This is a genomic window from Pseudomonas sp. ok272 (assembly GCF_900109995.1).
Lineage (GTDB): Bacteria > Pseudomonadota > Gammaproteobacteria > Pseudomonadales > Pseudomonadaceae > Aquipseudomonas.
Genome location: NZ_FOCB01000007.1, coordinates 100,346 through 127,072, shown reverse-complemented (window position 1 = coordinate 127,072; position 26,727 = coordinate 100,346). Strand labels below are relative to the sequence as shown.

The 26,727-nt window shown below is 62.5% G+C and carries 24 protein-coding genes and 1 pseudogene; 13 read left to right on the top strand and 12 right to left on the bottom strand.

Annotated elements, in window-relative coordinates:
* Positions 1-26 precede the first annotated feature (26 nt).
* Positions 27-638 carry a 3'-5' exonuclease gene (locus BMW74_RS12570; protein ID WP_093419933.1) on the top strand — a complete coding sequence of 204 codons (612 nt, stop codon included), beginning with the start codon at positions 27-29 and terminating at the stop codon, positions 636-638.
* Positions 639-1,070: 432 nt separating this feature from the next.
* Here the strand turns inward: BMW74_RS12570 and BMW74_RS12565 are convergent, their stop codons facing one another.
* Positions 1,071-1,526 (bottom strand): Lrp/AsnC family transcriptional regulator, encoded by a 456-nt coding sequence (locus BMW74_RS12565; RefSeq protein WP_093419928.1) that lies wholly within the window; start codon positions 1,524-1,526, stop codon positions 1,071-1,073.
* Between the two features lie 160 nt (positions 1,527-1,686).
* On the opposite strand from BMW74_RS12565, the gene yedA reads away from it, so the two are divergent.
* Positions 1,687-2,577, top strand: coding sequence for a drug/metabolite exporter YedA (yedA, locus tag BMW74_RS12560; RefSeq protein WP_093419923.1), 891 nt, complete (start codon positions 1,687-1,689; stop codon positions 2,575-2,577).
* Between the two features lie 57 nt (positions 2,578-2,634).
* Positions 2,635-3,966, top strand: coding sequence for an RNA helicase RhlE1 (locus tag BMW74_RS12555; RefSeq protein WP_093419918.1), 1,332 nt, complete (start codon positions 2,635-2,637; stop codon positions 3,964-3,966).
* Between the two features lie 824 nt (positions 3,967-4,790).
* Here BMW74_RS12555 and BMW74_RS12550 read toward each other — a convergent pair.
* Complete coding sequence (locus tag BMW74_RS12550; RefSeq protein ID WP_175479211.1) at positions 4,791-6,032, bottom strand: TIGR03862 family flavoprotein; 1,242 nt, start codon at positions 6,030-6,032, stop codon at positions 4,791-4,793.
* Positions 6,033-6,218: 186 nt separating this feature from the next.
* Positions 6,219-7,139, bottom strand: coding sequence for a histone deacetylase family protein (locus tag BMW74_RS12545; RefSeq protein ID WP_093419908.1), 921 nt, complete (start codon positions 7,137-7,139; stop codon positions 6,219-6,221).
* A 75-nt stretch (positions 7,140-7,214) separates the two neighbouring features.
* Here BMW74_RS12545 and BMW74_RS12540 point away from each other — a divergent pair, with 75 nt between their 5' ends.
* The 3 genes from BMW74_RS12540 to BMW74_RS12530 all read left to right on the top strand — a co-directional run bounded on the left by BMW74_RS12540 (position 7,215) and on the right by BMW74_RS12530 (position 9,349).
* Positions 7,215-7,784 (top strand): GNAT family N-acetyltransferase, encoded by a 570-nt coding sequence (locus tag BMW74_RS12540; RefSeq protein ID WP_093419903.1) that lies wholly within the window; start codon positions 7,215-7,217, stop codon positions 7,782-7,784.
* A 105-nt stretch (positions 7,785-7,889) separates the two neighbouring features.
* Positions 7,890-8,759 carry an acyl-CoA thioesterase II gene (gene tesB / locus BMW74_RS12535; RefSeq protein WP_093419898.1) on the top strand — a complete coding sequence of 290 codons (870 nt, stop codon included), beginning with the start codon at positions 7,890-7,892 and terminating at the stop codon, positions 8,757-8,759.
* Entirely contained in the window at positions 8,756-9,349 is a 594-nt protein-coding gene (locus tag BMW74_RS12530; RefSeq protein WP_093419893.1) for an HAD family hydrolase, read from the top strand. The genes tesB and BMW74_RS12530 overlap by 4 nt, the downstream gene beginning before the upstream one ends.
* A 391-nt stretch (positions 9,350-9,740) precedes the next feature.
* Here the strand turns inward: BMW74_RS12530 and BMW74_RS12525 are convergent.
* From BMW74_RS12525 to BMW74_RS12510, 4 genes and pseudogenes are all read right to left on the bottom strand, one after another.
* A pseudogene (locus BMW74_RS12525) lies at positions 9,741-9,941 on the bottom strand (alpha/beta hydrolase); the annotation flags it as partial.
* Between the two features lie 114 nt (positions 9,942-10,055).
* Positions 10,056-10,943 carry a KPN_02809 family neutral zinc metallopeptidase gene (locus tag BMW74_RS12520; protein WP_093419888.1) on the bottom strand — a complete coding sequence of 296 codons (888 nt, stop codon included), beginning with the start codon at positions 10,941-10,943 and terminating at the stop codon, positions 10,056-10,058.
* Positions 10,944-11,105: 162 nt separating this feature from the next.
* Positions 11,106-12,185 (bottom strand): tRNA (uridine(54)-C5)-methyltransferase TrmA, encoded by a 1,080-nt coding sequence (trmA, locus tag BMW74_RS12515; RefSeq protein WP_093419884.1) that lies wholly within the window; start codon positions 12,183-12,185, stop codon positions 11,106-11,108.
* On the bottom strand, positions 12,182-13,477 hold the full coding sequence (locus BMW74_RS12510; protein ID WP_093419879.1) for an NCS2 family permease: 1,296 nt from the start codon (positions 13,475-13,477) through the stop codon (positions 12,182-12,184). Before BMW74_RS12510 ends, trmA begins: the two co-directional genes overlap by 4 nt.
* A gap of 216 nt (positions 13,478-13,693) precedes the next feature.
* Here BMW74_RS12510 and BMW74_RS12505 point away from each other — a divergent pair, with 216 nt between their 5' ends.
* Complete coding sequence (locus BMW74_RS12505) at positions 13,694-14,152, top strand: DUF4879 domain-containing protein (RefSeq protein WP_093419874.1); 459 nt, start codon at positions 13,694-13,696, stop codon at positions 14,150-14,152.
* Between the two features lie 3 nt (positions 14,153-14,155).
* On the opposite strand, the gene BMW74_RS12500 is transcribed toward BMW74_RS12505, so the two are convergent.
* Entirely contained in the window at positions 14,156-15,391 is a 1,236-nt protein-coding gene (locus tag BMW74_RS12500; protein ID WP_093419869.1) for an MFS transporter, read from the bottom strand.
* A gap of 339 nt (positions 15,392-15,730) precedes the next feature.
* Between BMW74_RS12500 and BMW74_RS12495 the strand changes: the two genes are divergently transcribed.
* The 3 genes from BMW74_RS12495 (at position 15,731) to BMW74_RS12485 (ending at position 18,417) form a co-directional block, all read left to right on the top strand.
* Entirely contained in the window at positions 15,731-17,164 is a 1,434-nt protein-coding gene (locus BMW74_RS12495) for a cytochrome ubiquinol oxidase subunit I (RefSeq protein ID WP_093419866.1), read from the top strand.
* A 3-nt stretch (positions 17,165-17,167) separates the two neighbouring features.
* Positions 17,168-18,175, top strand: coding sequence for a cytochrome d ubiquinol oxidase subunit II (gene cydB / locus BMW74_RS12490; protein ID WP_093419862.1), 1,008 nt, complete (start codon positions 17,168-17,170; stop codon positions 18,173-18,175).
* A 74-nt stretch (positions 18,176-18,249) separates the two neighbouring features.
* Positions 18,250-18,417 carry a DUF2474 domain-containing protein gene (locus tag BMW74_RS12485; RefSeq protein ID WP_093419857.1) on the top strand — a complete coding sequence of 56 codons (168 nt, stop codon included), beginning with the start codon at positions 18,250-18,252 and terminating at the stop codon, positions 18,415-18,417.
* Between the two features lie 87 nt (positions 18,418-18,504).
* Here BMW74_RS12485 and BMW74_RS12480 read toward each other — a convergent pair whose 3' ends face one another.
* Together BMW74_RS12480 and BMW74_RS12475 are read right to left on the bottom strand one after the other, a co-directional pair.
* A complete protein-coding gene (locus tag BMW74_RS12480) occupies positions 18,505-19,629 on the bottom strand; it encodes a methyltransferase (RefSeq protein WP_093419853.1) in 1,125 nt (374 codons plus the stop codon).
* Positions 19,630-19,812: 183 nt separating this feature from the next.
* Positions 19,813-20,529 (bottom strand): autoinducer binding domain-containing protein, encoded by a 717-nt coding sequence (locus BMW74_RS12475; RefSeq protein WP_093419849.1) that lies wholly within the window; start codon positions 20,527-20,529, stop codon positions 19,813-19,815.
* Positions 20,530-20,907: 378 nt separating this feature from the next.
* Here BMW74_RS12475 and BMW74_RS12470 point away from each other — a divergent pair, with 378 nt between their 5' ends.
* Positions 20,908-21,684 (top strand): ferredoxin--NADP reductase, encoded by a 777-nt coding sequence (locus tag BMW74_RS12470; RefSeq protein WP_093419844.1) that lies wholly within the window; start codon positions 20,908-20,910, stop codon positions 21,682-21,684.
* A 45-nt stretch (positions 21,685-21,729) separates the two neighbouring features.
* Here the strand turns inward: BMW74_RS12470 and mscL are convergent, their stop codons facing one another.
* Complete coding sequence (mscL, locus tag BMW74_RS12465; RefSeq protein ID WP_093419840.1) at positions 21,730-22,143, bottom strand: large-conductance mechanosensitive channel protein MscL; 414 nt, start codon at positions 22,141-22,143, stop codon at positions 21,730-21,732.
* A 587-nt stretch (positions 22,144-22,730) separates the two neighbouring features.
* On the opposite strand from mscL, the gene radA reads away from it, so the two are divergent.
* Positions 22,731-24,098 carry a DNA repair protein RadA gene (gene radA, locus BMW74_RS12460; protein WP_093419837.1) on the top strand — a complete coding sequence of 456 codons (1,368 nt, stop codon included), beginning with the start codon at positions 22,731-22,733 and terminating at the stop codon, positions 24,096-24,098.
* Between the two features lie 23 nt (positions 24,099-24,121).
* Here radA and BMW74_RS12455 read toward each other — a convergent pair whose 3' ends face one another.
* The gene (locus tag BMW74_RS12455) at positions 24,122-24,490 is read right to left on the bottom strand and encodes a PilZ domain-containing protein (RefSeq protein ID WP_093419834.1); all 369 of its coding nucleotides are present in this window, start codon (positions 24,488-24,490) and stop codon (positions 24,122-24,124) included.
* A gap of 158 nt (positions 24,491-24,648) precedes the next feature.
* Between BMW74_RS12455 and BMW74_RS12450 the strand changes: the two genes are divergently transcribed.
* On the top strand, positions 24,649-26,715 hold the full coding sequence (locus BMW74_RS12450; RefSeq protein ID WP_093419831.1) for a carbon starvation CstA family protein: 2,067 nt from the start codon (positions 24,649-24,651) through the stop codon (positions 26,713-26,715).
* Positions 26,716-26,727: the final 12 nt, after the last annotated feature.

Below are 26,727 nucleotides of genomic sequence, written 5' to 3'. Positions count from 1 at the left end.
CCACCCATTACACGCAAGGAACAGGTTTGGAACGCATAGCCGTCATCGACTTTGAAACCACCGGGATCTCCCCGAGCAGCAGTTGCCGGGCCACGGAAATCGCCGTGGTGATCCTGGAAAAAGGCCAGATCGTGGAGCGTTACCAGAGCCTGATGAATGCCGGTGTGCGGGTGCCCGGGTTCATCGAGCAACTGACCGGGATCAGCAACGCGATGCTGCGCACCGCGCCCTCGGCCGAGCAGGTGATGAATGAGGTCAACGAATTCGTGGGCACCACGCCGTTGCTGGCGCACAACGCCGCTTTCGACCAGAAGTTCTGGGACTTCGAGCTGGGACGAATCAAACGCACCCGCCTGCAGCACTTTGCCTGTTCGCTGCTGTTGGCCCGGCGCCTGATGCCGGCCGCGCCCAACCACAAGCTCGGCACCCTCACCAGCTTCGCCCACCTGCCGCACACCGGCCAGGCTCACCGGGCCATGGCCGATGCGGAAATGGCCGCCAACCTGACGACCCACCTGGCCGCTGAACTGCGCAGCAAACACGGCTTGCGCGAGCTGTCCCACGACCTGCTGCGCAGCTTGCAGAAAGTGCCGGCGGCGAAAATCAACGAACACCTCAAGCGCCATCGCGGGTTTTAAAGCACACGACTAACCCTGCGAGAATCAATACCCCTGTGGGAGCGGGCTTGCTCGCGAAGGCAGTGCGCCAGTTGATGCATGTGCTGACTGATACGCCGCCTTCGCGAGCAAGCCCGCTCCCACCCTGGTCCACAGTGAACACCCATCCCGTGTCAGGCCCGGATTCCTTGTAGGAGCGAGGCTTGCCCGCGAAGGCGGTAAGTCTGGCGACATCAATGTTGAATGGGCTGGCCGGTTCGCGGGCAAGCCTCGCTCCTACGGGCTCAACCCAGATTCCTGCTCGCGATGGTGGTGACGAGCGGCATGGCTAAGACAGTTGCTCCCACAAGGGATCTGGGTCGGGAGCAGGATGTGTGTTCGCCGTAGATTTGTGTGGGCGCGAGACCGGCTTGCTGGCGAAGAGGCCGCTCGGCCCGCAACGGTCGCGCCGCTTCAGGCTTTGCCATTGCCCTCCAACTGCCCCAGCGGCACGCGCTTTTCGAAGGCGCTGGAGAGCACGATCGAGGTCTTGCTGGAGCCGAAGCGGGCCACGCGGTTGATCAGTGCCTCAAGCTCGATCATCGAGGCGACTGCGCCGCGCATGATCACGCACGAGTCGCCGGTCACGCGATGGCATTCCGTGAGTTGGGGGATATTGACCATTTCGTCATAGGCTTTCTGGTTGCCGTGCTGGGTCAGGCGCAGTTCGATCATGCATTGGATCGGCAGGCCGACCTTGGCCAAGTCGACGTTGGCCTGGTAGCCGGTGATCACCCCGCTCGATTCCAGCTTGGCCACCCGCTCGGCCACCGCCGGCGCCGACAGGTTGACCTTGCGCGCCAGCTCGGCATAGGACGCCCGGCCGTTTTCCATGAGGGCGCTGAGCAGCATTCGATCGTATTTGTCCATCAACAGGCTCCTGGAACCACAGGCTTTCGAAAGCATGGTTTATAGCCGTGAACTCCGTGCTTTGAAAAGTGTATGGCCCTTATAAACAGGTTTTGTAACTTAAATTCCGCCTGTCGGGTTTCTAGAATAACGCTCCCCTTGTCCTGTCTTAGAGCATCCCATGCCTGGCCTTCGCCGCTTCCCGTTACCGCTGATTGGTGCCTTTTTTGCGCTGTATGTGATCTGGGGTTCAACCTACCTGGTGATCCGCATTGGCGTGGCGTATTGGCCGCCGCTGATGCTCGGGGGCGTTCGCTTCGTGATTGCCGGCACCTTGCTGTACGCCTTTCTCCGTTGGCGGGGTGCTCCCGCGCCGACCTGGCCGCAATGGAAGGCCGCGGCCGCCATCGGCGTGTTGCTGCTCAGTTGCGGCAATGGCGCGGTGACCGTCGCCGAACATGCGGGCGTGACCTCCGGTGTGGCGGCGTTGGCGGTGGCGACGGTGCCATTGTTTACCTTGCTCTGTGGTTATTTCTGGGGCGCGCGTAATACCCGTCTGGAGTGGGCGGGGATTGCGCTGGGCCTGGTGGGCATCGGCATGCTCAACCTGGGGTCCAACCTGCAGTCGAGCCCGCTGGGCGCCATGCTGTTGATCTTTGCAGCCGCGGCCTGGGCGTTCGGCTCGGTGTGGAGCAAGCATCTGCCGCTGCCCCAGGGGGCGATGGCCAGTGCCGCGGAAATGCTGGTGGGCGGCGTGGTGCTGTTGATCGCCAGTGCGCTGTCCGGCGAGCGCCTGCACAGCGTGCCTCCGGTCGAAGGATGGGCCGCCTTGATGTACCTGGTGGTGTTCGGTTCTATCGTGGCGTTCAACGCCTACATGTACCTGCTCAAGCACGTCCGCCCGGCGGCGGCCACCAGCTATGCCTACGTCAACCCGGCGGTGGCGGTGCTGTTGGGGATCGTGTTTGCCGGTGAAACCATCGGGTGGGAAGAGGCCTTGGCGATGACGGTGATCATCAGCGCCGTGGTGTTGATCGGCTTGCCGCAGTGGCGTAAGCAGAAACCGCAGTGATTTAGGGTAAACTGCGGCGCATTGCACACCTGCGCTGATTTCTCCTACGGTATCTCCATGACTTTCGCCACTCTTGGCCTGATCGAACCCTTGCTGCGCGCCCTTGAGACGCTCGGTTACCAGACCCCGACGCCGGTCCAGGCGCAAGCCATTCCGGCGGTGCTGGCCGGTCGCGACCTGATGGCTGCGGCCCAGACCGGCACCGGCAAGACCGCCGGCTTTGCCGTGCCGCTGTTGCAGTTGCTGGCCATGGAAGGGCCGAAAGTCACGCCGAACTCGGTGCGTGCGCTGATCCTGGTGCCGACCCGCGAACTGGCCGAACAGGTGCATGAAAGCGTGCGCCAGTACGCCGAGCACCTGCCGCTGAGCACCTACGCGGTGTACGGCGGCGTCAGCATCAACCCGCAAATGATGAAGCTGCGCAAAGGCGTCGACCTGCTGGTGGCCACCCCCGGCCGCCTGCTGGACCTGTTCCGCCAGAACGCGCTGAAGTTCAACCAGTTGCAAACCCTGGTGTTGGACGAAGCCGACCGCATGCTCGACCTGGGCTTCTCCGAAGAACTGGCGAACATCTACCGGGTGCTGCCGAAAAAGCGCCAGACCTTGCTGTTCTCCGCGACTTTCTCCGATGAAATCCGCCTGTTGGCCGGGCAGATGCTCAACGACCCGCTGAGCATCGAAGTCAGCCCGCGCAACGTGGCGGCCAACACCGTCAAGCAGTGGTTGTACACGGTGGACAAGAAGCGCAAGGCCGAGCTGTTCGTGCACCTGATGCGCAAGCACAAGTGGAAGCAGGTCCTGGTGTTCGCCAAGACCCGCAATGGCGTCGATGCGTTGGTCGAGAAGCTCCAGGGCCTGGGCGTCAACGCCGACGGCATTCACGGCGACAAGCCGCAGGCCACGCGCCAGCGCGCCCTGGACCGCTTCAAGGCCAGCGAAGTGCAGATCCTGGTGGCCACCGACGTTGCTGCCCGTGGCCTGGATATCGAAGACCTGCCGCTGGTGGTGAACTTCGACCTGCCAATCGTGGCCGAGGACTACATCCACCGCATCGGCCGTACCGGTCGTGCCGGCGCGACGGGCGAGGCGATTTCCCTGGTGTGTGCCGATGAAGTGAACCTGCTGTCGGCCATCGAAATGCTCACGCGCCAGGGCCTGAACCGGCACTTGGAGCAGGACTTCGAGCCCGAGCACCGGGTGCCGGACACCGACGCCAGTGGCCTGGTGATCAAGAAGCCGAAGAAGCCAAAGAAACCCAAGGCCGCCGGCGGTGCCAAGCGCAACCTGGGCAAATGGGTCGACAGCGGCGAGACCGTGGCGGATGTCCCGGTCAAGCCGGTGCGCAAAGTGCCGGTGTTCAACACCGGGCCGCGCAAGCGTAAGCCTTAAGCGGTTCGGCGCCAGTCAGACCGCCTTCGCGGGCAGGCCCGCTCCCACCCTGGTCCACGGTGAACCCCCATCCCGTGTCAGGCCCGGATTCCTTGTAGGAGCGAGGCTTGCCCGCGAAGGCGGTAAACCTGACGACATTGATGTTGGATGGACTGGCCGGTTCGCGGGCAAGCCTCGCTCCTACGGGCTCAACCCAGATTCCTGTGGGAGCGAGACCGGTTTGCCGGCGAATGCAGCCTGTCAGCTGACTGAGATGCCGACTGATACAGCGCCTTCGCGAGCGGGCTCGCTCTCACGCGGGTCCTCAGCGAATGCAAATCCGGCGCTCGACACGGATCCCCGTGGGAGCGAGCCCGCTCGCGAAAGCGGTGGGTCAGTCAATGATGATGTTGACTGTGCCGGCCTCTTCGCGGGCGAGCCCCATCCTGGTCCACGGCGAACACACATCCGGGGGCAGCTCAATTCCTTGTAGGAGCGAGGCTTGCCCTAATGCCAGTCAGTTAAGCGAAACCCGCGTGGGAGCGAGCCTGCTCGCGATAGCAGTAGGTCAGTCAACGGAGATGTTGGCTGTGTTGCCGTCTTCGCGAGCAGGCTCGCTCCCACAGGTTTGGCGCCTTAACTGACTGGCATTAAGGCTTGCCCGCGAAGGCGGTAAACCTGACGACATTGATGTTGGATGGACTGGCCGGTTCGCGGACAAGCCTCGCTCCTACGGGCTCAACCCAGATTCCTGTGGGAGCGGGCTTGCCCGCGAAGAGGCCCGTACAGTCGACATCAAGGCTGACTGACCCACCGGCTTGCCGGCGAAAAGCGCGCCCCGGTCTTCAACCCTGGCGCCGCAACCACTGCACCATCCCCAGCCCCGCCACCCGCCCGCTGGCAAAGCACGCGGTCAGCAGGTAGCCGCCCGTCGGTGCTTCCCAGTCGAGCATTTCGCCTGCGCAAAACACGCCGGGCAATGGCTTGAGCATCAGGTGTTCATCCATCGCCTCGAACAGTACGCCACCGGCGCTGCTGATGGCTTCGTCCAGTGGACGGGCCTTGACCAGTGTCAGGGGCAGGGCCTTGATCGCCTTGGCCAGCGACAGCGGATCAGCGAAGGACTCGGCCGGCGTCAGTTCACGGAGCAGGGCGGCCTTGACGCCATCCAGGCCCAGTTGACTGTGCAAGTGCTTGGCCATGGAGCGCGAGCCGCGGGGTTTGCTCAGTGCCGCGTGGATCTTATCCACAAGCCGGCCGGGCAACAGGTCGATATGCACCGTGGCGGAGCCCGTCCGGTTGATGGCTTCGCGGATTGGCGCGGACAGCGCGTAGATCAGGCTGCCTTCGATGCCCGTGGCGGTGATCACGCACTCGCCCAGGCGTGGGCTGTCGTCGTTCACGCCGATGGCGATGTTCTTCAGCGGCGCGCCGGCGAATTTACTGACCATCAGTTCGCTCCAGGCCTGCACCTCGAAGCCGCAATTGCTGGGCTGCATCGGCGCCAGGCTGACGCCGCGCTGCTCCAGCAACGGCATCCAGCGACCGTCCGAGCCCAGGCGCGACCAACTGCCGCCGCCCAACGCCAACAGCACTGCATCGGGGTTGATGGCTATCTCGCCCTCGGGACGGGCAATACGCAGGCTGCCGTCGTCATTCCAGCCCAGCCAGCGGTGGCGGGTGTGGATCACCACGCCGCTGTCGCGCAGGCGCTTGAGCCAGGCGCGCAGCAGGGGCGCGGCCTTCATGTCGGTAGGAAACACCCGACCGGAACTGCCGACGAAGGTGTCGATGCCCAGGCCGTGAATCCATTCGCACAAGGCCTCAGCGCCGAACTCGCGTAGCAGTGGCGCGATGTGCGGGGCGCGCTCGGCATAGCGCGACAGGAAGGCCGGGTAGGCTTCGGAGTGCGTGATGTTCATGCCGCCGACCCCGGCCAGCAGGAATTTGCGCCCCACCGAGGGCATGCCGTCGTAGAGATCGACCCGCACGCCGGCCTGGCTCAACACCTCGGCGGCCATCAGGCCGGCGGGGCCGCCACCGATGATGGCGACGTGTTTGGAAAGAGGCGAGGCGGGTTGAGTCATGGTCTGCGCTGCGGTATGGCGGGATAGGGCGGGCATTCTACCAGCCAGGGCGTTTGTCGGAGGGACTGGGCGTTGATCAAAAAACAACCATCGTCCTGCAGGTCATGTACAGCAAGGGCTGTAGTCCCTTTCACTCAGGTTATCCACAGGCCGCTCCACAGCCATTGTGGGTAACCTATCCACAGCTCAGTGACAACCTGATGACGTCCACACCCGTTGCGCGCTGTGGTGCAGAATCCCGTGGCGCCGGGCCAGGGCCTGGCGGTCCTTGCTGTAGCCGCCGCCGATCACCCCGACCACCGGGATGTCGCGGCCCAGGCAGTGGCGCAGGACGCTTTCATCGCGGGCAGCAACGCCGGCGTCGGTGAGCTTGAGGTAGCCCAGGGCATCGTCCTGGTGCACGTCGACGCCGGCGTCATACAACACCAGGTCCGGTTGGTAGAGCGGCAGCAGGTAGTTGAGCGCGTCGTCGACCACCTTCAGGTAGTCGCCGTCGCCCATGCCCATGGGCAGTGGAATGTCCCAGTCGCTTCTGGCTTTGCGTGCCGGAAAATTCTTCTCGCAGTGCAGGGAAACCGTCACCGCGTCCGGGGTATGTTCCAGGATGCGTGCCGTACCGTCGCCCTGGTGCACGTCGCAGTCGAAAATCAGCACCCGCCCGACCCGGCCGCTGGCCAACAGGTAGTGGCTGATCACGGCCAGGTCGTTGAAGATGCAGAAGCCCGCCGGATGATCGTAGTGGGCATGGTGGGTGCCGCCGGCCAGATGACAGGCCAGGCCGTGCTCCAGCGCCTGTTCGGCGGCGAGGATCGAGCCACCCACCGCGCGTACCGTGCGTCGGGCCAGCGCTTCGTTCCAGGGCAGGCCGAGGCGGCGCTGGTCTTCGCGGGACAACTCGCCGCCCATGTAGCGCTCGATGTACCCCGGGTCATGGGCCAGGGCCAGGATCTCGGGAGGGCAGATGGGCGGGCGCAGCAGTTGCGGGTCCGACGTCAGGCCGCTGTCGACCAAGTGATCGCGCAGCAGCCGGAACTTGTCCATGGGGAAGCGATGCTCCGCCGGGAATTCGGGGCTGTAGTCTTCGTGGTAGATCAGCGGCAATGGCATGGTGATTTCATGGCGTGAATGACGGACGGATCCTACCAGCGATGTAGACTGGCCGCAGGAAAACGGAGGGGACCGATGGAGCCGATACTGACGCTGGAGAGTGCACGGTTGCTGATGCGCCAGTGGCGTGACGAGGATTTGCCGGCCTTTGCGACGATGTGCGCCGACCCGCAGGTGATGCGCTACTTTCCGGCACCCTTGAGTCGCCTGGACAGCGCCGCATTGATCGGGCGAATCAGGGGCCATTTCGCCGAGCATGGTTTCGGCCTGTGGGCACTGGAACGCAAGGACACGGGCGAATTCATCGGCCTGACCGGCCTGATGCACGTAGGCTTCGACGCGCCGTTCGTGCCCGCAGTGGAAATCGGCTGGCGCCTGGCGCGCGAGCATTGGGGCCTGGGCTTTGCCAGTGAAGCGGCGTGGACCGCTCTGCGCTGCGCCTTCGACCGTTTGGCGCTGGATCAGGTGGTGGCCTTTACCAGCCACAGCAACTTGCCGTCGCAAAAAGTCATGCAGGCCATCGGCATGCACCCGGACCCGCTGGGGGACTTCGACCACCCCCGGCTTGAGCCCGGTCATCCGTTGCGTCCCCACGTGTTGTACCGCATCAGTCGAGAGCAGTGGCTGCAAACCTTGCATGGCTAAGCCGCCCGGGACGTTTACAATATGCCCATCGTTGGCGTGTGCCGACACTTGAATTGACCGCGCGGCCAAGACCGCGGGGTACCGCGTTGTGTGAGGAGAGTCTGAATGAGCCATGTACTGGATGATCTGGTCGATCTGTTGACCCTTGAACCGATCGAAGAAAACCTGTTTCGCGGTCGCAGCCAGGACTTGGGTTTCCGCCAGTTGTTCGGTGGCCAGGTCTTGGGCCAGTCGCTTTCGGCGGCCAGCCAGACGGTGGAAGAGGCACGCCACGTGCACTCGCTGCACGGTTACTTCCTGCGTCCGGGGGACGCCAGCTTGCCAGTGGTCTACCAGGTTGACCGCGTGCGTGACGGCGGCAGCTTCAGCACCCGGCGGGTGACGGCGATCCAGAAGGGCAACCCGATCTTCACCTGCAGCGCCTCGTTCCAGTACGACGAAGAAGGTTTCGAGCACCAGACCGCGATGCCGCAAGTGGTCGGCCCGGAGAACCTGCCCTCGGAGCTGGAGATCACCCAGCGCATGGCCCACCTGATCCCCGAGCACATGCGCGAGAAACTGTTGTGCCCCAAGCCGATCGAAGTGCGCCCGGTGACCGAGAAAGACCCCTACAACCCGCAACCGGCCGACCCGATCAAGTACGTGTGGTTTCGTGCCGACGGTGCCCTGGCCGACTCGCCGGCGCTGCACAAATACCTGCTGGCCTACGCCTCGGACTTCGGCCTGCTGACCACCTCGATGCTGCCCCACGGCAAGTCGGTGTGGCAGAAGGATATGCAGGTCGCCAGCCTCGACCATGCGCTGTGGTTCCATGCCGACCTGCGGGCCGACGACTGGTTGCTCTACGCGATGGACAGCCCGTGGGCCGGTAACTCGCGCGGGTTTTCCCGCGGCAGCGTGTACAACCGCGCCGGCAAGTTGGTGGCCTCGGTGACCCAGGAAGGCTTGATTCGTCATCGCAAGGATTGGGCATGAGTCTTTCGCACATCGATCACTGGGTGTTCGACATGGACGGCACGCTGACCGTGGCCGTGCACGACTTCGCGGCCATCCGCGAGGCACTGGGCATCCCGCCCGAAGACGACATTCTCACCCACCTTGCGACGCTGCCGGCCGAGGAAGGCGCGGCCAAGCACGCGTGGCTGCTGGAGCATGAGCGTGACCTGGCCCTGGGCTCAAAACCCGCTCGCGGCGCGGTGGAGCTGGTGCGTGAGCTGGCCGAGCGGGGTTATCGCCTGGGCATCCTCACGCGCAATACCCGCGAACTGGCCTACATCACGCTGCAGGCCATTGGCCTGGCGGACTGTTTCGCCATCGAGGATGTGCTGGGCCGCGACGACGCGACCCCCAAGCCCGACCCCGACGGCTTGTTGAAACTGGCCCAGGCCTGGAAGGTCGAGCCCCGGGACATGGTGATGGTAGGCGACTACCGCTACGACCTCGATTGTGGCCGAGCCGCGGGCGCGCGCACGGTGCTGGTCAACCTGCCGGACAACCCGTGGCCTGAGCTGGTCGACTGGCATGCAGCCGATTGCGTGGCGTTGCGGCAGATGCTGTTGGCCTGAATACCTGATCGCGAGCAGGCTCGCTCCCACGGGGAATTGGGGTTGGGCTCAAGCTTTGTCTTCACCCCGGACCTCTGTGGGAGCAACTGTCTTAGCCATGCCGCTCGTCCGCCATTGCGAGCAGGAATCTGGGTTGAGCCCGTAGGAGCGAGGCTTGCCCGCGAACCGGCCAGTCCATCCAACATCAATGTCGTCAGGTTTACCGCCTTCGCGGGCAAGCCTCGCTCCTACCAGGAATCCGGGCCTGACACGGGATGGGTGTTCAGCGTGGACCAGGGTGGGAGCGGGCTCGCCCGCGAAGAGGCCATCACATTCAACATCACCATTGACTGTACCGACGCCATCGCGGGCAAGCCCGCTCCCACAGGGTTCGGTGCAAGTCAGGCAATGCCTATCCGCCAAACACCGCTTTCATCCCCTCTGGCGAGGTGAACACCTTGTCGCCGTTGTGCCCCACGCCCGGTACTTCGATCAGCCGTTGATTCAAGCCAGGCGGATGACGGCGCTGTAGGTAGTCGAAGTAGGTGTGCCCACGAATCAACCGCGACGCGCCCTGGGTCTCGGCCGCGCAGCCCTTGTCCAGGGCCGGGTATTGCTGGCGATCAGCCAGGCGGCCTGGGCTGATCTGTTTGAGCCCATGGTCGGCGGCCTGCACGCAAGCGCTGCCCAGGAGCAGCAGACAGGTGGCCAGCCAGGGTTGAGTCACCTACAGGCTCTTCGCCGAGAAGGTGTCACATTGGTTGACCTGACCCTGGGCGAAGCCGGTCTTGAACCAGCGAACGCGTTGCGCCGAGGTGCCGTGGGTGAAGGAGTCCGGGACCACGCGGCCCTGGCCCTGCTGTTGCAAGCGGTCGTCGCCGATGGCGTTGGCGGCGTTCAGGGCTTCCTCGATGTCGCCCGGTTCCAGCCAGTTCAAGCGCTTTTGCGCGTTGTTGGCCCACACCCCCGCCAGGCAATCGGCCTGCAGTTCCTGACGCACCAGCAGGCCGCCGTCGCCCTCCATGCGCTGGCCTTGCTGGCGTGCAGCCTGGATCTTGCTGGAGACGCCGAGCAGGGTTTGCACATGGTGACCGACTTCATGGGCGATCACGTAGGCCTGGGCGAAGTCGCCGGCGGCGCCGAAGCGCTGGGCCATTTCCTTGAAGAAGCTCATGTCCAGGTACACCCGTTGATCGGCGGGGCAATAGAACGGGCCGGTGGCCGAGGTGGCACCGCCGCAGGCCGAGTTGATCCGCCCGCTGAACAGCATCAGCTTGGGCGCCGCGTACTGGCGCCCGGCTTGTTGAAAGATCTGGTTCCAGGTGTCCTCGGTATCGCCCAGGATCCGCGCGACAAACTCGGCCTCCTGGTCGTTGGCCGGCGCCTGACGGGTCTGGGTCTGGGAGGTGGCCGGGGCGGACGAGTCCATTTGCCCGGCCAGTTGCCCGAGAATCTGCATCGGGTCTTGCCCGGTGATCCAGCCGATGCCGACGATCAGTACGATGGCCGTCAGGCTCAAGCCCTTGCCGCCGCCAAACCGCATGCCGCCGCCACCGCCACTGTCGCCGCGTGCATCGACCACGTTGTCACTGCGGCGGCCTTTTTTCCATAGCATGTGGGAATCCTCGAAGTAGCGGGTGGTGGTGAGTGTTGCTGGTCAATGGGCGAGTCGCCAGCCCGGTCGTCAGACGCCAGTATGGCAGCCCAGTTCCAGACCGTTGTCCACAACGCAAACAGCCGTCATGACGACGGCTGTTTGCGGGCAACGGACGGGCGTTCAGCGACGGGTCAGCAACACCCCGGATTCCATGTGGTGGGTCCACGGGAACTGGTCGAACAGCGCACAGCGGGTGATGCGGTGGGTGTCGTGCAATTGGGCGATGTTGGCGGCCAATGTCTCGGGGTTGCACGAGATGTACAGGATGTTATCGAAGCGTCGAGTCAGCTCGCAGGTGTCCGGGTCCATGCCGGCCCGCGGCGGGTCGACGAACACGCTGGCGAATTGGTAGCTCTTGAGGTCGATGCCGTGCAGGCGGCGGAATGGGCGCACTTCATTCAGCGCCTGGGTCAATTCCTCGGCCGACAATCGCACCAGGGTGACGTTATCCACCGCGTTTTCGCTGAGGTTGCTCAAGGCGGCATTCACCGAGGTCTTGCTGATCTCGGTGGCCAGCACCTTGCGCACGCGGGTAGCGAGCGGCAGGGTGAAGTTGCCGTTGCCGCAGTACAACTCCAGCAAGTCGTCGGATCGCTCGCCCAGGGCATCATACGCCCAGTTGAGCATCTTCTGGTTCACCGTGCCGTTGGGCTGGGTGAACGCGCCTTCGGGTTGGCGATAGCTGAAGGTACGACCGCCGACGTCGAGTTTCTCCACCACGTAATCGAGGCCGATCACTTCACGCTTGCCCTTGGAGCGGCCGATCACGCTGACATTCAGGTCGGCAGCCAGCTTCGACGCTGCCGCGTGCCAGTGCTCGTCCAGCGGACGGTGATAGCACAGGGTGATCATCGCATCGCCCGCCAGGGTGGTCAGGAACTCCACCTGGAACAGCTTGTGGCTCAGGGCGGCGCTGGCTTGCCAGGCGGCCTTGAGCTGCGGCATCAGCTGGTTGATGCGCAGGCTGGCAATCGGGAATGCGTCGATCAGGATCGGCGTGCGCTTGTCCTCCTGGGAGAACATCGCGTAGTGCCGCTCACCGGCTTCGCGCCACAGGCGGAACTCGGCGCGCAGGCGGAAGTTGGCCAGCGGCGAGTCGAACACCGCAGGCTCCGGGGCATCGAACGGCGCCAGCAGGTCACGCAAGCGCGTGACCTTGTCTTCGAGCTGGGCGGCGTAGGCGGTTGAATCGAATGTCATGCGTTGAACCAACCCAACTTGATCACGAACAGAATCGACAGGACCACCAGCGCCGGGTTCAGCTCACGGTAGCGGCCGGACAGCAGCTTGATGGCGGTCCAGGCGATGAAACCGAAGGCAATGCCGTTGGCGATGGAGTAGGTGAATGGCATCGCCAGGGCGGTGATCACCACCGGTGCCGAGACGGTGATGTCGTCCCAGTCGATTTCTGCCAGGCCCGAGGTCATCAGCACGGCAACGAACAGCAACGCCGGTGCGGTGGCGAAGGCAGGAACGCTGGCGGCCAGTGGCGAGAAGAACAGCGCCAGCAGGAACAGGATGGCCACCACGATGGCGGTCAGGCCGGTACGGCCGCCGGCGCTGACGCCCGCGGCTGACTCGATGTAGCTGGTGGTGGTCGAGGTGCCCAGCAGGGAACCGGCCATGGCCGCGGTACTGTCGGCGATCAGGGCACGGCCCATTTTTGGCATGTGGCCGTCCTTGCCCATCAGGCCGGCGCGCTTGGCGACGCCGATCAGGGTGCCGGAGTTGTCGAACAGGTCGACGAACAGGAAGGCGAAGATCACGCTGACCAGGCCGATGTCCAGCGCGCCCTTGATGTCCAGTTGCAGGAAGGTCGGGGCCAGCGAAGGCGGCATCGACATCACGCCGCCAAACGGCGTGTAGCCCATGAAGATCGAGGCGATGGTCACGGCCAGGATACCGATCAGCACCGCGCCGCGGACTTTCAGGGCTTCCAGGGCCACGATCAGGGCAAAGCCCAGGGTCGCCAGGATCGGTGCCGGTTGTTTCAGGTCGCCCAGGCCAACCATGGTGGCCGGGTTGCTGACCACGATGCCGGCGTTGTGCAGGGCAATCAGGGCCAGGAACAAGCCGATACCGGCGGCAATCGCCGAACGCAGCGGCAGCGGGATGCTGTTGATGATCCATTCACGGATACGAAAGATCGACAGGATGAAGAACAACACCGCCGAGATGAACACCGCACCCAGCGCCACTTGCCAGGTATGGCCCATGTGCAGGACCACGGTGTAGGTGAAGAAGGCGTTCAAGCCCATGCCCGGCGCGAGGGCAATCGGGTAGTTGGCGATCAGGCCCATCACGGTGGAGCCGAAGGCTGCCGCCAGGCAGGTCGCGACAAACACCGCGCCCTTGTCCATGCCAGTCCCGCCGAGGATGCTCGGGTTGACGAACAGAATGTAGGCCATGGCCAGGAACGTGGTGACGCCCGCAAGAATCTCGGTGCGCACGTTGGTGTTGTGTGCCTTGAGTTGAAACAGCCTTTCCAGCATGTCCGCTCCCCGTGGCGCTCTTTGGCGCCGTGAATGTATCGACTTGAACAGCAAAGCACAGGCTACCAAAGGTGCCCGGGAATTTTCTGTCTGTCGGAAAAAGCCGCGCATCATACCAGCAGCGCCGGCCTGTGGCTGCTAAATGGCCGTGTTCGTTGACGATGTTTTGCCGTTGATGGGAGTGGGGCATACTGCGCGCTGGTCTCGGGAGTGGTTATGTCTTCTATAAAGAGTGGGTGGGTACTGGTTTTTGGCGTGTTTGGCGCCTGGTTGTTAGGCATGCACACCGCCACGGCCGCCTCGGCGCCACCGCTGACCGAGGTCAAGGTGCTCAAGGTGCAGTCGGCGTCCTGTGGTCTGGAGGACATTGCCCCGGGGCAGACCGAGACGAAGTGCGATCACCAAGGGCCGAACATCAAGATCTACGTGCTGGAAGTCGGGTACGGGCGCGGCCCTCAGGCGGGGCTGGACGGTGCCGACATCGATGGCGTGCGCACCCGGGTCTGTGCCTTCGATAATGGCAACCTGACCGACTGCGCCGGCATGGTCAGCAAAGTCGTCGGCTGGCTGTACATCTTCGACATGGCCGGCAAGCAGCGCGGCACGTTCACCTTCCGCAACACCTCGATCAATGCGCCGGGCAATGTGCTGTCGACGCAGCTGTCGATCAAGTAGGGCTCACTTCGCCTCATCCACCGGCACATGCATGTGGTCACGGTTGGCCAGGGTCGGGAACAGTTTGATCCAGGTGCCGGTGACCAGCAGCGTGCCGATCCCGCCCATCACCACGGCGGGCACGGTGCCGAACCAGTGGGCGGTGAGGCCGGACTCGAACTCGCCCAACTGGTTCGAGGCGCCGATGAACAGACCGTTCACGGCGCTGACCCGGCCGCGCATTTCGTCGGGGGTTTCCAGTTGCACGAACGAGGCACGGATCACCATGCTGATCATGTCTGCCGCCCCCAATACCACCAGCACCGCCAGCGAGAACCAGAACGAGGTCGACAGGCCGAAGGCGATGGTTGCCACGCCAAACACGCCGACGGCGGTGAACATCACGCGGCCGACCTTGCGCTCCACGGCGAACCGCGCGAGCCACAGTGACATCAACAATGCCCCCACCGCGGGTGCCGAGCGCAACAGGCCCAGGCCCCAGGGGCCGGTCAGCAGGATGTCCTTGGCAAACACCGGCAGCAAGGCCGTGGCGCCGCCCAGCAGCACGGCGAACAGGTCCAGGGAAATGGCCCCGAGGATGTCCGGGCGGCTGCGGATGAAGCGCACCCCCGCCAGCAGCGAATCCAGGGTCGCCTTGCCTTTGTTCAGCGGGGTTTGCCGTGCCGGCAGATTGAGCATCAGGGTGCAGGCGATGAGGTACAGGATGACGGTCGGGCCATACACCCAGACGCTGCCGAAGGCATAGAGCAGCCCGCCCAGCGCCGGGGCGACAATGGTGGCCGATTGCTGCGCCGATTGGGCGGCGGCGACTGCGCGGGGGAACAGCGCCGCGGGCACGATACTGGGCAGCAGGGCCTGGGTGGTCGGCATCTCGAACGAGCGTGCGGCGCCGAGCAGGAAGGCCAGGACGAAGATCATCTCGCGGGTGATGTGATCGGTGGCGCTGCCAATGGCCAGCGCCAGGGCGATCAACGCTTGCAGCGATTGGCACAGGGCGGCGACTTTGCGTCGGTCGTATTTGTCCGCCACGTGGCCGGTGTGCAGCATGAACAGCACCCGCGGCACAAACTCCACCAGCCCAACCAGGCCCAAATCCAGCACATTGCCGGTGAGTTGGTAGAGGTTCCAGCCAATGGCCACGGTGAGCATCTGAAAGCCGCTGGCGGTGAAAATCCGCGCCAGCCAGAACGCGATGAAGGGGCGCTGGTGGCGTAACAACAAGGGCTCTGGACTGGGCATTGGCGCGCGAATCTGGTCGAGGAAAGGCCGAGATTATCATCAACCTGTAACCAAAAGTTGCGCAGCTCCGACGCCAGGGGCCATTCCTCGCCTGAGACAACCTGTCACGCGGCAAAAGACCACACGGCCTGCGCGCGAAAATCGGACTACTCTTTGATCGTTACTTGATCCAGATCAAGGCCCTTGGTGGCGTTGCGCTGGTGGCCGGAAGGCCAGACTCCCTGCGTCGTGACGTGTTGTACAAAAAGAACGAATTTGAATTCGCCGCACACCATACCCGTAGGGGCGGTGGGTGCAGGCCATGAGCCTGTAGCCGTTTTACCTGACAGAGGAAGACTTATGTTCGGTTTGGAGGCACTTGATCTCGCCCGAATTCAGTTCGCGTTCACCATCTCGTTCCACATCCTGTTCCCGGCGATCACCATCGGCCTGGCGAGTTACCTGGCAGTGCTCGAAGGCTTGTGGCTCAAGACCCACAACAACACCTACCGGGACCTCTACCACTTCTGGTCGAAGATCTTTGCCGTCAACTTCGGCATGGGCGTGGTGTCGGGCCTGGTGATGGCCTATCAGTTCGGTACCAACTGGAGTCGTTTCTCGGACTTCGCCGGTTCCGTGACCGGTCCCTTGCTGACCTATGAGGTGCTCACGGCGTTCTTCCTCGAAGCCGGCTTCCTGGGGGTCATGTTGTTCGGCTGGAACAAGGTGGGGCGCCGGCTGCACTTCTTCGCCACGCTGATGGTGGCCCTTGGCACGATCATCTCGACGTTCTGGATCCTGGCGTCCAACAGCTGGATGCAAACCCCGCAGGGTTACGAGATCGTCAACGGCCAGGTGATTCCGGTGGACTGGCTCGCGGTGATCTTCAACCCGTCGTTCCCCTACCGCCTGGCGCACATGGCCACGGCGGCCTTTGTCGCGACAGCGTTCTTCGTCGGTTCGTCCGCCGCCTGGCACCTGCTGCGCGGGCGTGACAACCCGGCGATCCGCACCATGCTGTCGATGGCCATGTGGATGGCGCTGATTGTTGCGCCGATCCAGGCGGTCATCGGTGACTTCCACGGCCTCAACACCCTCAAGCACCAGCCGGCAAAGATCGCCGCGATTGAAGGCCACTGGGAAAACGTCGGCGACGAACCGACCCCGCTGATCCTGTTCGGCTGGCCGGACATGAAGGCAGAGACGACCAAGTACGCGCTGGAGATCCCGTACCTGGGCAGCCTGATCCTGACCCACTCGCTGGACAAACAGGTGCCGGCGCTCAAGGAGTTCGCACCTGAAGACCGGCCAAACTCGACCATTGTGTTCTGGTCGTTCCGGATCATGGTCGGCCTGGGCTTCTTGATGATCTTCACCGGGTTGTGGAGCCTGTGGCTGCGCAAGCGTGACACGCTGTATTCGAACCGTGCGTTCCTGTACCTGGCGCTATGGATGGGGCCATCGGGCCTGATCGCGATCCTGGCCGGCTGGTTCACCACTGAAATCGGCCGCCAGCCGTGGGTGGTGTATGGCTTGATGCGCACGGCCGATGCGTCGTCCAACCACAGCGTGGTGCAGATGAGCATCACCCTGGCGCTGTTCGTCGTGGTGTACTTCTCGCTGTTTGGCGTGGGGATTGGCTACATGATGCGCCTGGTGCGCAAGGGGCCGACGCTCGACGAAGGCGCCGAGCAGAATCACGGTGGCCCTGGCCAGCATCGCACGCCGGCCCGTCCGCTTTCCGCTGCCGATGACGGCACCGAAAGCGACCACCGCCTGAACAAGGGGAATTGAGTCATGGGTATTGATCTTCCGCTGATCTGGGCCGTGATCATCATCTTCGGCATCATGATGTACGTGGTCATGGACGGTTTCGACCTGGGGATCGGGATTCTCTTCCCGTTCATCAAGGGCGACAGCGACCGTGATGTGATGATGAACACCGTCGCCCCGGTCTGGGACGGCAACGAGACGTGGCTGGTACTCGGGGGGGCGGCGCTGTTCGGGGCCTTTCCACTGGCCTATTCGGTGGTGCTGTCGGCGCTGTACCTGCCGCTGATCCTGATGCTGATTGGCTTGATCTTCCGGGGCGTGGCCTTTGAGTTTCGCTTCAAGGCCAAGGACCACAAGCGACACATCTGGGACAAGTGCTTCATTGGCGGTTCGCTGACGGCAACCTTCTTTCAGGGCGTGGCGCTCGGGGCGTTCATCGATGGCATCCCGGTGGTCAACCGGCAGTTCGCCGGCGGGACGCTGGACTGGCTGACGCCGTTCACCGTGTTCTGCGGCCTGGCGCTGGTGGTGGCCTATGCGCTGCTGGGGTGCACGTGGCTGATCATGAAGACCGAAGGCAAGTTGCAGGAGCAGATGCACGACCTGGCCCGGCCGCTGGCGTTGGTACTGTTGGCGGTGATTGGTGCCGTCAGCATCTGGACCCCGATTGCCCATGCCGAGATTGCCGCACGCTGGTTCACCCTGCCGAACCTGTTCTGGTTCCTGCCGGTGCCGATCCTGGTGCTGGTGACCTTTTACGGTTTGCTGCGGGCGGTGGCGCGCAATGCCCACTACACGCCGTTCCTGCTGACCCTGGTGTTGATCTTCCTGGGTTACAGCGGGCTGGGGATCAGCGTGTGGCCGTACATCGTGCCGCCGTCGATCACCATCTGGGACGCGGCCGCACCGCCGCAAAGCCAAGGCTTCATGCTGGTGGGTACGCTGTTCATCATCCCGTTCATCCTGGGCTACACCTTCTGGAGCTACTACGTGTTCCGCGGCAAGGTGACTCATGAGGACGGCTATCACTAGTCGGCGCAAGGCGTGCTCGCGATGGCGCCCTGACAGGCGTCATCCACCGCTAACCCTGACCAAGGATTCGAGCAATGGCGAACAAACACTCGTTGGATGACATTGAACAGGCTGAAAAAAAGCCGCTGTGGCAGCGGCTTGGCTGGCTGGCCGGGATTTGGGTGGGCAGCGTGCTGGCGCTTTTCATCGTTGCCAGCCTGATGCGCCTGTTCATGAACGCCGCAGGCTTGAGCACACACTGAATACCTGGACATCCCATCCCGTTGCCTTGCGGCACGGTTTTATGACCCTGCGATGATTGCAGGGTTTTTTTTACCTGGCCGTTGGCGTTACTTGCGGGCCTTGAGGACCACGAACTTCGGCGTGGTGGCCACCTGCTCGACGCCCCGGAACAGACGGGCCAACTTGCTGTGGTAGCCCAGGTGGCGGTTGCCGACGATGTACAACGCCCCACCCACCACCAGCGCTTCGCGTGCCTGCTGGAACATCCGCCAGGCGAGGAAGTCGCCTACTACCTGCTGTTGGTGGAACGGCGGGTTGCACAGCACCACGTCGAGTGATTGGGGTTCCTGGCCGGCCAGGCCATCGTCGGCACGCACGATCACGTCACGTTCGCCAAGGGCCGCCTGCCAGTTTTCCCGGGCTGACTGCACCGCCATGAAGGATTCGTCCACCAGGGTGTAATGGGCTTGCGGGTTGTGCAGGGCGCTGGCGATGGCGAGTATGCCGTTGCCGCAACCGAGGTCCGCGACCCTGGCGCTGCCAAGGTTTTTCGGCAGGTGCGGGAGAAACGCCCGCGTGCCGATGTCCAGGCCTTCACGGCAGAAAACGTTGGCGTGGTTGAGCAACTCGATAGCCGGCTCGTCGAGCCGATAGCGCGTTGGGTAGGGCGAGGGGGCAACAGGCCGGTCATCGACAGTGGCGATCAGCAGGCGTGCCTTCTTGACGGCCAGGGAGGCCTGCATCGGGCCGATGTAGCGCTCCAGCAGGTCGCCTGCCGCCCGTGGCAGGTGCTTGACCATGGCCCCGGCAATCACCTGGGCGCCGGGGGCCAGTTGGCCTTGCAGGCGGATCAGTTGTTCTTCGAGCAGGGCCAGGGTCTTGGGGACCCGGATCAGCACCCGGTCGAACGGCCCGACCAGCGGTTCACTGGCGGGCAGCACACGAGCGGCGTCAAAGGGCTGGCCATTGCGGATCAGGTTCTTCTCCAGGGCCAGGGCCGCCAGATAGGAGTCGCCACTGCTGGTCAGCGCCACCTTGCCCAGCAGGCTCGCCGCCAACGCGCCAAAGCTGTCGTTGAGCACCAGTACCCGCGTGTCGACCGTGGGCTGTTGCGCGGCCAGGTGCGCGAGGAGGTACTCATCGGCTGCATCAAAGGCTTGCAGCGGTTCGTTTGGCTGTTCCGGCTGGCGAATCAGGTCGAGTTGGGCGAACGGGGTTTCAAGCAGGGGCATGGGGCGGGGACTCTGGATAATCAACGGATGTCCCGCGGGTAGGCATGGGCTTGATGCTGGCGGGACCCCCCGGGTGGACTGCAACACCGGTTCTGGCGTTATCACTCGGAGAGGACGGATGGTACGTTTTTTTCCGCTGGATTACCCGCTGGTTTTTAGGCGATCAGTTCCCTGGCCAGTGACTTAGATGAGGCGGCCCCTGGCAGCCATCACTACGGCCGAGATCTTGTTGGTCACGCCCAGTTTCTTGATCGCACGGCTGACATGAAAGTTCACCGTGCGCTCGCTCAGGTTGAGGATAGTCGCGATGTCGGAGGCGGTCTTGCCGTGGGATGACCATTTGAGGATCTCAGTCTCGCGCGGTGACAGCTCTCCATGGTCAATGCCGTGCGGCTGTTCGCTGCGTCGCGCTTGCAAGGCCAGCGCATGCAGTTTCTGGCTGATGATCAGTGCATACCCGAGGTCGTCGTAGAGCTCATAGGCACTGATCCGGCCGGTGCTGCGGGCCATGCTCAGCATGCCAGTGACGTGGTTGTCGAGATCGTGCACCGGCTGTGACCAGCCGTACTGCAGGCCTTGATCCATCAACGCCTGCCAAAGCTCGGGCACCTGCGCAAAGGTCTCGCGGTCCCAGACGATGGGCAGCATTGAACGCTGGCAGTGAGCTACTAATGGATCGATCGACTTATAATCATTTTGTTCATATTGTTTATTCCAGTCATGTGGGTAGTTGTTCAGATTGACCCTGTCGAAGTATTGCCCAGTGGGTGGGGAAGTTATTGAGAATCCACAATATTCATATCCAAGACTATAGAAAAAACTTTGTGCGAGCTTATAGGCGGTTTCAATATTCGACTCGTGGGTTAGCTGCTTGAGTTGGACGTGTTTCCAGATCTCCATCGGTTACTCTCCTACACTATTTTTTCAGTCTCAGTCGCATCCGAAGGCTGGGGCGTCATGAAGTGTAGGATTTTTCTTATGGATTGGATCCTATTTTTTTGCTATTAGTCGATTCTTTAACTTGATAAAGGGTTATGGAATAGTCCGTCTTGAGTGATGGCTTTTATATGCCATATGTCATGTGAGTAGTTGAAGTGTACTGTTCGTTGGGGGGATAAAGAATAGACGCGTTATTAGTGTGGACATGTGACATGTCATTGAATGTGTTCCCCGGTTTGTAAGTGCAAGGGGGCAAGCGGTTAATACCACTACACATCCACGGTGTTTCTTCGCGGCGCTTTGCGGGACACTGGGCCGATCAGACCAACGGAGCCGCTCATGAGCGCCAGCGAAGAGAAGTTCACCCGCCAGACCCTGCTTGACGTTCAGCCCTTGACCCCAAGCCTGTTCACGCTACGAACCACGCGAGACGCCGGCTTTCGCTTCCGGGCCGGACAGTTTGCCCGGCTGGGGGTGACCAAGGCCGATGGCAGCACGGTGTGGCGTGCCTACTCCATGGTGTCGTCGCCATTTGATGAGTTTCTCGAGTTCTTTTCCATCGTGGTGCCGGGAGGCGAGTTCACCAGTGAACTCAGCCGCCTGGAGGTGGGCGATACCCTGATGGTCGACCGCCAGGCCTTCGGTTACTTGACCCTTGATCGCTTTGTCGACGGGCGTGACCTGTGGCTGTTGTCCACCGGCACGGGGGTTGCGCCGTTCCTGTCGATCCTGCAGGACTTTGAGGTCTGGGAGAAGTTCGAGCGGATCATCCTGGTTTACAGCGTGCGCGAGGCCAGGGAGCTGGCGTATCAGGCGCTGATTGACGGGTTGGCGGATCGCGACTACCTGGCTGAACACGCCCACAAACTGCAGTTCATCCCTATCGTGACCCGGGAGCCGCACCCAGGGGCATTGAATGGTCGAATTACCCTGTTGCTTGAAAACGGCGAGTTAGAGCGGGCCGCAGGCGTCGACATGACGGCCGAACATTCGCGGGTGATGTTGTGCGGCAATCCGCAGATGATCGAGGACACCCGTAACCTGCTCAAGGCACGGGAGATGCGGTTGAGTTTGAGCCGCCGCCCCGGCCAGGTTGCCGTGGAAAACTACTGGTAAAGAAAACGGCGCTGCAAGCGCCGTTTTCTTATCTTCTTACTGCTTTCAGGGCTTGCTGTTCTGCGCCTTGAGCAAGTCGCGGATTTCTCCCAGCAACTCCTCCTCCTTGGTGGGAACCGGCGGCAGGGTTGGCGCCACGGCTTCTTCGCGCTTGAGGCGGTTGATCGCCTTCACGCCCATGAAGATCGCGAACGCGACGATCAGGAAGTCGATGATGCTCTGGATGAATTTGCCGTAGGCCAGCACCACGGCCGGGATATCACCTTGTGCCGCCTTGAGCGTGACCGCCAGGTCCGCGAAGTTCACCCCGCCGACCAGCAGGCCGATGGGTGGCATGATCACGTCGCCGACAAACGACGAAACGATCTTGCCGAACGCAGCGCCAATGATGATACCGACGGCCATGTCGACTACGTTCCCTTTGACCGCGAAGGCCTTGAACTCACTTAACACGCCCATAGGTTATTCCTTGTTACAGATGAGGTTGGTACAGGCAGTGTAATTCAGCAAACCGGGTCTTGCTCGGCAGATGTGCGCCTGGCGTGTGCGGCCGTTGCCCCGTGTACGGGAAAACAGCCTTCAGAGGGCTGTCGATTTTCGTGGAAGCCCTCTGGAGGTGGCTGATGCAACGGTGAGATGCTCGGCTCAGGGTTGTGAGCCTGGGTCTCTATGGGCAGGAAGGGGTGAAACTCAAGTAAGAGCACAGTATTGAAAGCGTATCTCCTGATTGAGCGTCGGCGCTCGGCGGTCACGTAAGTATGGGTGTTGCACGGGAGGAAGTTATGCGTGTGGCGGCACTTGGTATAACGTTTGTACAATTTTCTGGGCGGTGGGGCGCTTGATTCATTTATTCAGCATTTAAGTAAGGAAATGTCATAAATGATTGCCTCTAAATAAATGAATAGTAGGTCTTGGGTGTTTGGGGTGGGAAGTCCAGCGGTTTAAACAATACAGTATGAAGGGCGTCATTTAGAACGGTGGTTGTCCCGACCGCTCACCGTGCCTGACTAACTGAGCTATCATCGCGGTTTTTTCCCGGAGTTCAGATGGCCAAGGCAAAGCGCATGTACGGCTGCACCGAGTGTGGCTCGACCTTTCCCAAGTGGGCTGGCCAGTGCGGTGAATGCGGGGCCTGGAACACCCTGACCGAAACCCTGGTGGAAAGCGGCGGTGCCGCGGCCCCCAGCGGCCGTACCGGTTGGACTGGGCAGCAGGCGCAGATCAAGACCCTGGCCGAAGTCAGCGTTGCGGAGATCCCGCGTTTCTCCACTGCCTCGGGTGAGTTGGACCGGGTGTTGGGCGGCGGCTTGGTGGATGGCTCGGTGGTGCTGATCGGCGGGGATCCAGGCATCGGCAAGTCGACCATTCTCCTGCAGACCCTGTGCAGCCTGGCCACGCGCATGCCGGCGTTGTACGTCACGGGCGAAGAGTCCCAGCAACAAGTGGCGATGCGTGCCCGCCGCCTGGGATTGCCCCAGGGCCAGTTGCGGGTGATGACCGAAACCTGCATCGAAACCATCATCGCCACGGCTCGCGTGGAAAAGCCCAAGGTCATGGTGATCGACTCGATCCAGACCATTTTCACTGAACAGTTGCAGTCGGCCCCGGGCGGCGTGTCCCAGGTGCGCGAGAGTGCGGCGCTGTTGGTGCGCTACGCGAAACAAAGTGGCACGGCGATTTTCCTGGTGGGGCATGTGACCAAGGAAGGCGCACTGGCCGGTCCCCGGGTGCTGGAGCACATGGTCGATACCGTGCTGTATTTCGAAGGTGAGTCCGATGGTCGCTTGCGACTGCTGCGAGCGGTGAAGAACCGCTTTGGCGCCGTCAATGAGTTGGGTGTGTTTGGCATGACCGACAAAGGCCTGAAAGAAGTCTCCAACCCCTCGGCGATTTTTCTGACGCGTGCCCAGGAAGAAGTGCCCGGCAGTGTGGTGATGGCGACATGGGAGGGCACGCGTCCGATGCTGGTCGAGGTGCAGGCGCTGGTGGATGATAGCCACTTGGCCAACCCGCGGCGGGTGACGCTGGGCCTGGATCAAAACCGCCTGGCGATGCTGTTGGCCGTGTTGCATCGTCACGGTGGGATTCCAACGCACGATCAGGATGTGTTCCTCAACGTGGTGGGCGGGGTCAAGGTGCTGGAAACAGCCTCCGACCTGGCGTTGATGGCGGCGGTGATGTCCAGCCTGCGCAATCGGCCGTTGCCCCACGACTTGCTGGTGTTCGGTGAGGTCGGCTTGTCTGGCGAGGTGCGGCCGGTGCCCAGCGGCCAGGAGCGCTTGAAGGAAGCCGCCAAGCACGGCTTCAAACGCGCCATCGTGCCCAAGGGCAATGCGCCGAAAGAGGCGCCGGCCGGGTTGAAGATCATCGCGGTGACGCGCCTGGAACAAGCCCTGGACGCACTGTTCGAGTAAGCCCGCATGAATGACGGCGGCGGTCAGATATCGATCAGCGCGCCCAGCTCACGCTCGAGTGCGGCCTGGTCGCCCAGGTTCAACTCGATCAGCCGTCGCAGGCTGCTGATGGATTCCAGGCTGATGTAGCGACAGACAAATCCCAACTGGCCATGATCTTCGTGAGTCAGTTGCACGTCCATGCGGATCTCGACGTCCTCACTCAAATGGATATCGACCGAGAAAATCTGCGTCTGGTCACCGAGCCAAGGCTCCGGGCGTTCGACCAACAAACCCTTGAGCGACAGGTCGATCAGCTTGACCGGCCAGCGGTGCGAACCCTGGAGAAGCTCGGTCCTGGCATCGAACGCGATACGTTTGAAGCGGCGGCGATTGGCAGCTTGCTTGCTCATGGCGCGGTCCCTTGGATGGTCTGCTGACTATAGACCCGCATCCGCCAGGGCTGCCACCCAGGCGGCGTGCTAGACCAACGTCGGGGTATGGTCTTTGGGGTAATCGGCGCTAAACTCGGGGTGGCTTTATCTCAAGTCCACCTGGCTGGAATACAAACATGAAAAATAATAATAGCCTGCTACGCCATCTACCCTGGCTGCTGCTGGCAATCATTGGGGCGGGTGCCCTGGGTGTCGTTGCGTTGCGGCGGGGCGAGGCGATCAACGCCTTGTGGATTGTGGTCGCGGCAGTGGCCATTTATCTGGTTGCGTATCGTTACTACAGCCTGTTCATCGCGACTCACGTGATGCAACTGGATCCACGGCGAGCGACTCCCGCGGTGCTCAATAACGACGGTCTGGACTATGTGCCGACCAACAAACACATTCTTTTTGGTCACCACTTCGCGGCAATCGCCGGCGCCGGCCCGTTGGTCGGCCCGGTCCTGGCTGCGCAGATGGGCTATCTGCCTGGCACCTTGTGGCTGATCGCCGGTGTGGTGCTGGCGGGTGCGGTCCAGGACTTCATGGTCCTGTTCATGTCCACTCGCCGCAACGGTCGCTCCCTGGGTGACATGGTCCGTGAGGAGATGGGCCGTATCCCCGGCACGATTGCGCTGTTTGGCTGCTTCCTGATCATGATCATCATCCTCGCGGTGCTGGCGCTGATCGTGGTCAAGGCCCTGGCCGAAAGCCCATGGGGCATCTTCACGGTGATGGCGACCATCCCGATCGCGATGTTCATGGGCATCTACATGCGCTACATCCGTCCGGGGCGCATCGGCGAAATCTCGATCGTGGGTGTGCTGCTGCTGCTGGGTTCCATCTGGCTGGGCGGGCAGATTGCCGCTGACCCGGTATGGGCCAAGGCCTTCACCTTCACCGGGATCGAAATCACCTGGATGCTGGTCGGCTACGGCTTTGTCGCGGCATCGTTGCCGGTGTGGCTGATCCTGGCCCCCCGTGACTACCTCTCTACCTTCCTCAAGATCGGCACGATCATTGCGCTGGCCATCGGTATCCTGGTGACCATGCCCGAGCTGAAAATGCCGGCACTGACCCAGTTCGTCGATGGCACGGGCCCGGTATGGAAAGGCGGTCTGTTCCCGTTCCTGTTCATTACCATTGCGTGCGGTGCGGTCTCGGGTTTCCACGCGCTGATTTCCTCGGGCACCACGCCCAAGCTGCTGGATAACGAAACCAACGCCCGCTACATCGGCTACGGCGGCATGTTGATGGAGTCCTTCGTGGCCATCATGGCCATGGTTGCCGCCTCGGTCATCGAGCCAGGCGTGTACTTCGCGATGAACAGCCCAGCCGCCGTGGTGGGCAGTGATGTGGTGAGCGTGGCGCAAACCGTCAGCAGCTGGGGCTTCATGATTACCCCGGAAGCGCTGCAAGCGGTGGCCCATGACATCGGTGAAACCACGATCCTGGCCCGTGCCGGTGGTGCGCCGACCCTGGCGGTCGGTATCGCGCAGATCCTGCACAGTGTCCTGCCGGGTGAAAACACCATGGCGTTCTGGTACCACTTTGCAATCCTGTTCGAGGCGCTGTTCATCCTGACGGCGGTGGACGCCGGCACCCGTGCCGGGCGTTTCATGTTGCAGGATTTGCTCGGTTCGTTCGTCCCTGCGCTCAAGCGTACCGAGTCCTGGACCGCCAACCTGATCGCCACCGCCGGTTGTGTGGCGATGTGGGGCTGGTTGCTGTACCAGGGCGTGGTCGATCCGCTGGGCGGGATCAACACCTTGTGGCCGCTGTTCGGCATCTCCAACCAGATGCTGGCCGGTATCGCGCTGATGCTCGCCACGGTGGTGTTGATCAAAATGAAGCGCCAACGCTACATCTGGGTGACCATGCTGCCCGCGGTATGGCTGCTGATCTGCACCACCACCGCAGGCTTCATCAAGCTGTTCGACGCCAACCCGGCGATCGGCTTCCTGTCGCTGGCCAAGAAGTACAGCGATGCCCTGGCCAACGGACAGATCATTGCCCCGGCCAAGGACATCTCGCAGATGCAGCACGTGATCTTCAACGCCTACACCAACGCCACGCTGACGGCGCTGTTCCTGTTCGTGGTCTTCAGTATCCTGTTCTATGCGCTCAAGGTCGGTGTTCGTGCCTGGGGCAGCAAGGAGCGTACGGATAAGGAATCGCCATTCCAGGCGCTGCCGGATGCATAACGTGAGGATTGC